This is a genomic window from Kitasatospora sp. NPDC059803 (assembly GCF_042732255.1).
Lineage (GTDB): Bacteria > Actinomycetota > Actinomycetes > Streptomycetales > Streptomycetaceae > Kitasatospora.
Genome location: NZ_JBHWIJ010000333.1, coordinates 1 through 8703, shown reverse-complemented (window position 1 = coordinate 8703; position 8703 = coordinate 1). Strand labels below are relative to the sequence as shown.

The 8703-nt window shown below is 72.7% G+C and carries 6 protein-coding genes; 4 read left to right on the top strand and 2 right to left on the bottom strand.

Annotated elements, in window-relative coordinates:
- Positions 1-24: 24 nt before the first annotated feature.
- Both ACFV6I_RS34195 and ACFV6I_RS34190 read right to left on the bottom strand, forming a co-directional pair.
- Positions 25-912, bottom strand: a complete 888-nt coding sequence (locus ACFV6I_RS34195; protein WP_380429623.1) for a peptidase — start codon at positions 910-912, stop codon at positions 25-27.
- Between the two features lie 2 nt (positions 913-914).
- A complete protein-coding gene (locus ACFV6I_RS34190) occupies positions 915-2234 on the bottom strand; it encodes a VWA domain-containing protein (RefSeq protein WP_380345724.1) in 1320 nt (439 codons plus the stop codon).
- A 362-nt stretch (positions 2235-2596) separates the two neighbouring features.
- Here ACFV6I_RS34190 and ACFV6I_RS34185 point away from each other — a divergent pair, with 362 nt between their 5' ends.
- The 4 genes from ACFV6I_RS34185 to ACFV6I_RS34170 all read left to right on the top strand — a co-directional run.
- Positions 2597-3967, top strand: a complete 1371-nt coding sequence (locus ACFV6I_RS34185; protein WP_380429620.1) for an FtsW/RodA/SpoVE family cell cycle protein — start codon at positions 2597-2599, stop codon at positions 3965-3967.
- Positions 3967-5487 carry a penicillin-binding transpeptidase domain-containing protein gene (locus ACFV6I_RS34180; protein WP_380429617.1) on the top strand — a complete coding sequence of 507 codons (1521 nt, stop codon included), beginning with the start codon at positions 3967-3969 and terminating at the stop codon, positions 5485-5487. The genes ACFV6I_RS34185 and ACFV6I_RS34180 overlap by 1 nt, the downstream gene beginning before the upstream one ends.
- 170 nt (positions 5488-5657) lie before the next feature.
- Complete coding sequence (locus tag ACFV6I_RS34175; RefSeq protein ID WP_380429615.1) at positions 5658-7217, top strand: amino acid permease; 1560 nt, start codon at positions 5658-5660, stop codon at positions 7215-7217.
- Between the two features lie 124 nt (positions 7218-7341).
- The coding region (locus ACFV6I_RS34170; RefSeq protein WP_380429612.1) for a glycosyltransferase 87 family protein at positions 7342-8703 on the top strand (1362 nt) is incomplete at its 3' end.

The window sequence follows — 8703 nt, the reverse complement described above, 5'->3', positions numbered from 1 at the left end:
GAGACAGGGGTGGGTCAGGGTGGGTCAGGGGCGCTGGGAGCCGGCGTAGGGGCCGGGCTGGGGGGCGCCGGACTGCGGCGGGACGGCGCCGTAGCGGGGCGGGCGGTAGCCGCGCGGGTGCCGGGTCAGGTTGTAGCCCAGGACGCCCGCCAGGGCGGCCAGGGCGCCGCCGCCGATGGTCCAGTACCAGCGGCTGTTCCAGCCGGAGAACCAGCCGGTGTACCAGTGCTCCTCGGCCGCCACCGGGGCGGCCGCCTTCGCGGTGCTGGCGCCGCCGCCGGCCGGCGGGACCAGCGGGGCCTTGAGCTCGCCGCCCTCAGGCTGGGCGTTGTCCGCGTTGCCCTTGGCGCTGACGTGCAGCTGGACGGAGGTGGCCAGACCCAGGTCGGGCTGCGGGACGTCGCTGACCGAGAGCCGCACGTAGTAGGTGCCGGGCAGCGGGTCGCCGGACCACGGCTCGGCCCAGGAGCGGATCTCGCGCAGGGTGCAGCTCAGCGTGAGCGTGCCGGTGTTCTGGTCGCCGGTGGCGTTCTGGGTGCCGGCGGTGCAGGACTGGCGGCGGCGGAGCCCGTCGAAGACCTCGGCGGACCAGGTCTGCGGGCCGTGCCGGTCGGTCGCGGGGGCCAGGTTGACGGTCAGGCCGATCGTCGGGGTCTGGCCCTCGGAGGCGCCGAACGCCCAGTACAGGTAGTCACCGGTGGAGGCGGCGACGTTGGCGTCCTGGCCGGGGGAGAGGTTGGTCGCGGTCAGGAAGGAGGTGCCGGCCTTGGTGGCCGGGGCCGGGGCGCCGCTCGCGCTCGCCGAGGGCGAGGGGGAGGCGGCGGAGGCGGCCGGGGCGGCCAGCGCGAGGGCGGGCAGCAGGGCGAGGGCGGCGAGGGCGCCGCGAAGGGTCGTGCGCGTGGTCGGTCGCATGGTCAGTTCTCCCGCCAGACAGAGATCCGCCAGCGGGCGATCCAGCCGAACACCAGGCCGAACAGCAGCCCGGCGAGGGTGAGGGTGAGCAGCAGGATCCAGCCGCGGCCCAGGCCCATCGCCGCACCCTCGGGGGCGGACGAGGCGGTGGCCAGGTCGACGGTCAGCTCCAGCGGCAGGCCGGGGTCGGCCTGGACGCCGGCCTGCGGGGCCAGCGAGTTGCTGACGACCAGGCAGACGGTGGTCTCCGGCTTGGCGCTCGACGAGGAGGTCGGGCCGGTGGTGATGTAGCCCTTGGAGTCGCTGGTGGACCAGCGCAGGCCGGTGGAGATCACGTCGGTGCGGCTGCTGCCGGCGTCGGTGCCGCGGACCAGCTCCTGGCCGGTCGCGCTGGTGGCCTGCAGCAGGACGCCGTAGTCCCGGGCCACCGCGCGGTCCAGGCCGACGCTGACCGAGGCGCGCAGCTCCTGGCCGGACTTGACCGGGACCTTGTAGACGCGGTGCTCGGAGAACTTCTCGCGGTCGCTGTACACGCCCGGGGCGAGCACCGGGGCGCTCTCGCACTTGTCGGCGCCGGAGGTCTTCACCGGGGTGACCGCGTAGGTGTCGTTGGAGCGGTCGACCAGCTGCTTCACCTTGTCGGTGAGCTGCTCCTGGGTGCGGACGTCGGTGTAGGTGCCGCCGGTCGCGTTGGCGATGCAGAGCAGCTGCTGGCGGGTCTTGTCGTCGTGGGCCAGGCCGAGGGTGTCGACGACCAGGTGGATGCCCTGGGAGGCGAGTTCACGGGCGACGTCGCAGGGGTCCGGCGGGGTGCAGGTGTCCTCGCCATCGGTGATCAGCACCACCCGGCGGGTGGTCTCGCCCTTGCCGAGGTCCTGGGCCGCGCCGCGCAGGGCCAGGCCGATCGGGGTCCAGCCGGTGGGCCGCAGGGTGGCGATGGCGGTCTTGGCCTCGACCTTGTTGGTCTTGCCGACCGGGTACAGCTGCTTGGTGTCCTGGCAGCCCTGGGTCTTGTCGTTGCCGGGGTAGTTCGCGCCCAGGGTGCGGATGCCGAACTCGGTCTCCGCGGGCAGCGCGTCGATCACGTCGTTCAGCGACTGCTGGGCCACCGAGATCCGGCTCTTGCCCTGGATGTCCCGCTCGTTCATGGAGCCGCTGACGTCCAGGACGAGGTCGACCCTGGGGGCCTCCTTGGGCGCGGCGGCTCCGGCTGATGGTTCGTCGGCGTGGGCGGGCAGGCCGATGAGCAGCGAGGCGCCCGTTATCGCCAGGGCGCCCAGCAGGCTGCCGAGCCTGGTCTTTGGTCGTCGTCCGGTAGTCACCCGGTGATCCTAGGGATCATCAGTTCTCGATGGCCAAACGAGACCGGATCGTGCGTCACCCCGCCGTGGCGTGAACTCCGGCGCGTGGAAAGGCCGTCGGGGCCGCGCGGACTCACGTCCGCCCTGCCTGGGCCGGACAGCCTTCCGTGCGGGTTTCGTGCGAGTCCGGGCGGGAACGGAGGATTTCCGTCGAGAGCGGACACACCGCAGCAAAAAGCCGATAAATATGGATAGTGCTCGTTAGGGTGACGAACCTGGGTGAACCGGCTTCGTGCCGCCGGTCCATCCCGATTGGCATCCCCCCGGAACAGCGCTCCGGCTCCCCGCGACCCCCAGGACGGTCCGTGGCGACACCCCCCGCCGTGACGAGAACCGCAGCCCGGCCGAGCCGGCCGGTGCCGACCAGGCGCACCACCGAGCTGCTGCTGGTCCTGGCCGCCGTGCTGATCGCCGTGTTCGGCTACGTCGAGGTCGGCGTCAACCTGGACGGCAGGGTGCCGGCCGGCGCGGTCGAGTACGGCGCCGCGCTCGGCGTGCTCGCCCTGCTGGCGCACGCCGTGGTCCGCCGGCGGGCCCGGTACGCGGACCCGCTGCTGCTGCCGATCGCGGTGCTGCTCAACGGGATCGGGCTGGTGGTGATCTACCGGCTGGACCGCGCCACCTCGGGCGCCGGCGCGGCCTCCACCCAGCTGCTCTGGTCGAGCCTGGGGGTGGCGCTGTTCATCGCGGTCGTGCTGCTGGTGCGCGACCACCGGCGGCTGCAGCGGTACGCCTACCTCGGGGCGCTGGTGGCGCTGGTCCTGCTGGTGCTGCCGATCTTCTTCCCCCCGGTGTACGGCTCGCGGATCTGGATCGTCATCGGGCCGCTGTCCTTCCAGCCGGGGGAGTTCGCCAAGATCCTGCTGGCCGTCTTCTTCGCCGCCTACCTGGCGGTGCACCGGGACGCGCTGGCGCTCACCGGCCGCCGGGTCTGGCGCTGGCAGCTGCCGCGCGGCCGGGTGCTCGGGCCGGTGCTGCTGATCTGGGCGGCGTTCGTCGGCGTCCTGGTGCTGGAGACGGACCTCGGCACCTCGCTGCTGTTCTTCGGCCTGTTCGTGGTGATGCTGTACGTGGCCACCGCGCGCACCGGGTGGATCGTGATCGGGCTGGCCCTGGCGGCGGTCGGGGCGGCCACGGTGGGCTGGCTCTCGCCGCACGTGCACAGCCGGGTGACGGACTGGCTGGACCCGCTGGGCTCGATCGCGGCGGGCAAGGGCGCCAACCAGATCGCCCAGTCGCTGTTCGCCTTCGCCTGGGGCGGGGAACTGGGCACCGGGCTCGGCAACGGGCACTCGGTGCTGATCGGCTTCGCCGCCAAGTCGGACTTCATCCTCGCCACCATCGGCGAGGAACTCGGCCTGACCGGGCTCGTCGCGGTGTTCCTGCTGTACGCGCTGCTGATCTCCCGGGGGTTCCGGACGGGCATCGCGCTGCGCGACCCGTTCGGGCGGCTGCTGGCGATCGGGCTGGCCGCGATCGTCGGCCTCCAGGTGTTCGTGGTGGCCGGCGGGGTGCTCGACCTCATCCCGCTGACCGGGATGACGCTGCCGTTCGTCGCGCAGGGCGGCTCCTCGGTGGTCACCAACTGGATCATCGTGGCGTTGCTGGTGCGGATGAGCGACATCGCGCGCCGGCCGGCCCCGGCCCCGGTCCCGGTCCCAGCCCCGTCCGGGTCCGGGTCGGAGGAGGACTGATGGCGCGCACCCGCTCCCGTCCGCGTGCCCGGGGCAACGGGCCGCAGGGCCTGCCCGGCATCTCCGTCACCGGGCGCCGCGCGGGCGTCTTCTGCCTGCTGCTGGTCGCGGCGCTGTGCGTCCAGGCCACCCGGGTGCAGGTGTTCCAGGCCGAGGACCTCAACCACAACTCCGCCAACCAGCGGCTCACCATCGAGCGGTACTCGCAGCCGCGCGGCAACATCCGGGTCGGCGCGGACACCGTGACCGGCTCCGAGCCCACCGGCGGCCGGTACGACTACAAGCGCACCTACACCGACGGCCCGACGTACGCGGCCGTCACCGGCTTCGCCTCGCAGGCGTACGGCAACACCCAGCTGGAGGGGGTCGAGGACGACCTGCTGTCCGGGACGGACAGCAGGCTGGCCGGCTGGGCGGTCTGGGACGCCGTCGCCCGCAGGCAGAACCCCGGCGGGGACGTCTACACCACCCTGAACCGGGCCGCCCAGGAGGCCGCGGTGCGCGGGCTCGGCAGCCAGAAGGGCGCGGTGGCCGCGATCGAGCCGGCCACCGGCCGGATCCTCGCCCTGGCCAGCACGCCGTCCTACGACCCGGGCAGCTTCGCCGGCTCCGCCGCGGCCGACCAGGCCGCCTGGAACCGGCTGCAGACCGACACCGACCAGCCGATGCTCAACCGGGCGCTGCGCCAGACCTACCCGCCGGGCTCGACCTTCAAGGTGGTCACGGCGGCGGCCGCGCTCGCGGCCGGCGTGGTCACCGACCCCGACGCGCCGACCGACGCGCCGTTCCCGTACGTGCTGCCCGGGACGACCACGCCGCTGGTCAACGACACCTCGGCATGCGACCGGCCCGGCCAGTCGCTGGACACCGCGATGGTCTACAGCTGCAACAGCGTGCTGGGCTACCTCGGGGTGCGGACCGGGCTGGGCCCGATGGTCGCGATGGCCGAGAACTTCGGCTTCAACGACGCCAGGCTGGACATGCCGGTGCGCCCGGCCCGGTCCAACTTCGACACCACGATGAACCAGTCGCAGGTGGCGCTCTCCTCGATCGGGCAGTTCGACACCGCGGCCACCCCGCTGGTGATGGCGATGGTCGCGGCCGGGATCGCCAACGACGGGACGGTGATGCGCCCACAGCTCGTGGACAAGCTGACGAAGGGCGACGGCACCGCGGTGCAGCTGATGAAACCCGCCGTGTACCGGCGGGCGATGACCCCGGCGGTGGCCGGGCAGGTGCAGAAGCTGATGACCGACGTGGTGGAGAACGGCACCGGCGGCAACGCCCGGATCGGCGGCGCGGTGGTCGGCGGGAAGACCGGCACCGCGCAGCACGGGGTGGACAACAGCGGGACGCCGTACGCCTGGTTCATCTCCTGGGCCAAGCCCGCCGGCTCGGACGCGGTGCCGCCGGTGGCGGTGGCCGTGGTGATCGCGGACAGTGACGCCACGGACGTCACCGGCGGCGGGCTGGCCGCGCCGATCGCCCGCTCGGTGATGCGGGCGGTGCTGGGCCGCTGAGCTGCTGCTTTAGCTGCTGGACGGCGAATCCGCCGTCTGCGAAGTGTCCGGTTTGTATAGGCTCATGCGCCAATTCGTACAATGCGCCGATCCGGACTGTTCGTTTGCGACACTGGTGCTTTCGCGGGGTACTGTCCCATCTTTGTTCGGTTGGTCCCCGATGACACCCCATGGCGCGTCGAGTGACCGGCCGCCAGGACACCCTCCCCCCGCCCAGAAGGACCGCAGTTGTGACCAGCAACTCTCTCGGTGCGCGTCTGCTGCGACGCAAGCCCGTCTCGTCCCTCATCGCCGAGAGCGAGGGCCAGGACGGCCTCCCGGCCGGTGCGCCCGAGGAGGGCGGACGCTCCGGCATCCACCTGCGCCGCACGATCGGCCTCTGGCAGCTGTCCTCGATCGGCATCGGCGCCACCATCGGCACCGGCATCTTCTTCGTGCTCAGCACCGCGGTGCCCTCGGCCGGACCGGCCGTCATCCTGTCCTTCGTGCTCGCCGCGGTCACCGCCGGACTCACCGCGCTCTGCTACGCCGAGATGGCCTCCGCGATCCCGGTCTCCGGATCCTCGTACTCCTACGCCTACGCCACCCTCGGCGAGGGCGTCGCGTTCGGCGTCGGCATCTGCCTGCTGATGGAGTACGGCGTCTCCGCCTCCGCGATCGCGGTGAGCTGGGCCGAGTACCTGAACAAGTTCTTCGACCTGGCCTTCGGCTTCACCATCCCGGAGCAGCTGTCCGGCGCGCCCAACGACACCCACTGGTTCAACCTGCCGGCGCTGCTGCTGGTCGCGATGGTCTGCGTGCTGCTCACCCGCGGCGTCAGCGAGTCGGTGAAGGTCAACGCGGCCATGGTCGGGATCAAGATCCTGATCCTGCTGCTGTTCGTCGGCATCGCGCTCACCGGCTTCCACTCCGGCAACCTGACCCCGTTCATGCCGCTCGGCATCGGCGGCGTGCAGGTCGCCGCGTCCAGCATCTTCTTCTCCTTCATCGGCCTGGACGCCGTGTCCACCGCCGGTGAGGAGGTCAAGAACCCGCGCCGCACCCTGCCGCTGGCGATCATCATCTCGCTGGTCGTGGTGACCCTGCTCTACATCCTGGTCGCCCTCGCCGGCATCGGCGCCCAGCCGTGGCAGAAGTTCGAGGGCCAGGAGGCCGGCCTCGCCCAGATCCTCCAGGACATCACCGGCCAGACCTGGCCCTCGATCGTCTTCGCGATCGGCGCGATCATCTCGATCTTCAGCATCACCCTCGTGGTGATCTACGGCCAGACCCGCATCCTGTACTCCATGGGCCGCGACGGCATGCTGCCCAAGCGCTTCGCCGAACTCTCCCCGCGCACCGGCACCCCGGTCTGGAACACCCTCGTGGTGGGCCTCGGCGTCGGCACGCTGGCCGCCTTCGTCCCGCTGAAGGAGCTGGCCGACATCACCAGCCTCGGGACGCTCATCGCCTTCTCGGTCGTCTCGATCGGCGTGATCATCCTGCGCCGCACCCAGCCCGACCTGCCGCGCGGCTTCAAGGTCCCCGGCTACCCGGTCGTCCCGCTGCTCAGCGTCGCCTTCTGCGCCTACCTGATCACCGGCCTGCACGCCGACACCTTCCGGGCCGGCGCGATCGCCCTCGCCGTCGCCGTGGTCGTCTACTTCGGCTACAGCATCAAGCACTCCAAGCTGGAGCAGCAGGCACAGGCCGCCGCGGCGGACAGCTCCACCGGCCACCGCAACAGCTGAGCCGGAAGAATCCGGACATGAGGGGCCGCCGACCACGACACTCGGCGGCCCCCCTCATGCCACCTCCCGCCACGTGCCCCACGCCATGGCGACAGGGCCCGGCCACCACCCATAACCTTCCACCATGGTGAGCACCCGCACGCCCGGCTTCTCCCGCCCGCGCGGCCGCTTCACCGGCCGCAGCAGAACGCCGGCCCCGCCGACCCCCGCCGCAGCGCCGTCCGGACCAGGACGACCGCCCCTCGGCTTCTCCAGTCGGCCGTTCCCCCGCCAGCGTGGCGAGAGCACGTTCCCACCCACGCCCGATCGGCTGAATCCCGCCCGACTCGCCTCGATGCGCACCGTCCAACTGCTCGGCTGCCTGATCGCGGCCGGCTGGGCGGCCGCCTTCCCGCTCGTCTCCGACCTGCCCAACCAGCGGATGTGGGGTTTCATCGCGGCCCCCGCCTACGTCCTGGCCGGGCTGCTCTGCCTCACCCTGCCGCGCCGCTACGCGGCCCGCGCCGCCGCCGTGGTCGCCCTCGCCGGGGCCGTCCTCGCGCCGCTCGCCCTGCTCGCCGTGCAGGGCCGCCACCAGTCCGAGGTGATGGTGGTCGAACGCTCGGCCCACCTGCTGCTCACCACCGGCAGCCCGTACCTGTCGCACCCGGTGGTGGTCACCGACTACAACCCGTACCTGCCGGCCATGACCCTGTTCGGGATGCCGCGCCAACTGCTGGGCGACGGCTCCGACCTCGCCCAGGTCGCCGGGGACGCCCGGATCTGGTTCGCGCTGGCCTTCGTGGTCTGCCTGCTGGCCAGCTGGCGGCTGCTGCGGCCCACCCGCGAGCGCGCGCCGCTGCTGCCGCTCGCCGTGCTCACCGCCTCGCCGCTGATCTCGCTGGCCCTCGTCGTCGGCGGGGTGGACCTGCCGCTGATCGGCCTCTGCTGCCTCGCCATGGCACTCGCCGAGCGGGACCGCACCGTCGGCGCCGGCCTGGTGCTCGCCCTCGCCTGCACCCTCAAGTGGACGGCCTGGCCGGCGCTGCCGGTCGCCGCCCTGCTGCTGTGGCGCCTGTACGGCCGCCGGCCCGCCGCCCGGACCACCCTGATCGCGCTCGGCACCGGCCTGGCCGTGCTCCTGCCCTCCGTGCTGACCCGGGCGGACGCGCTGCGCGAGCAGGTGGTGCGCTTCCCGCTCGGGCTCACCGCCATCCGCACCCCGGCCGGCAGCCCGCTGCCCGGCAAGGTGCTGGCCGGCTTCGGGCCGACCGGGCACTCCGTCTCGCTGGCGCTGATGACCATGGGCGGGATCGGGGTGGCCATCTGGCTGCTCGCCCGGCCGCCGGTGTCCGCGATCGCGGCCGCCGACCTGCTGGCCGCCGGGCTGGCGATCGCGTTCATGCTCGCCCCGGCCGGGCGGTTCGGCTACCTCGCCCTGCCGGTGGTCCTGGTGATCTGGCCGCGGCTGGCGGCCCGGCGCTGGAGCAGCCGGCGCCCGATCCCG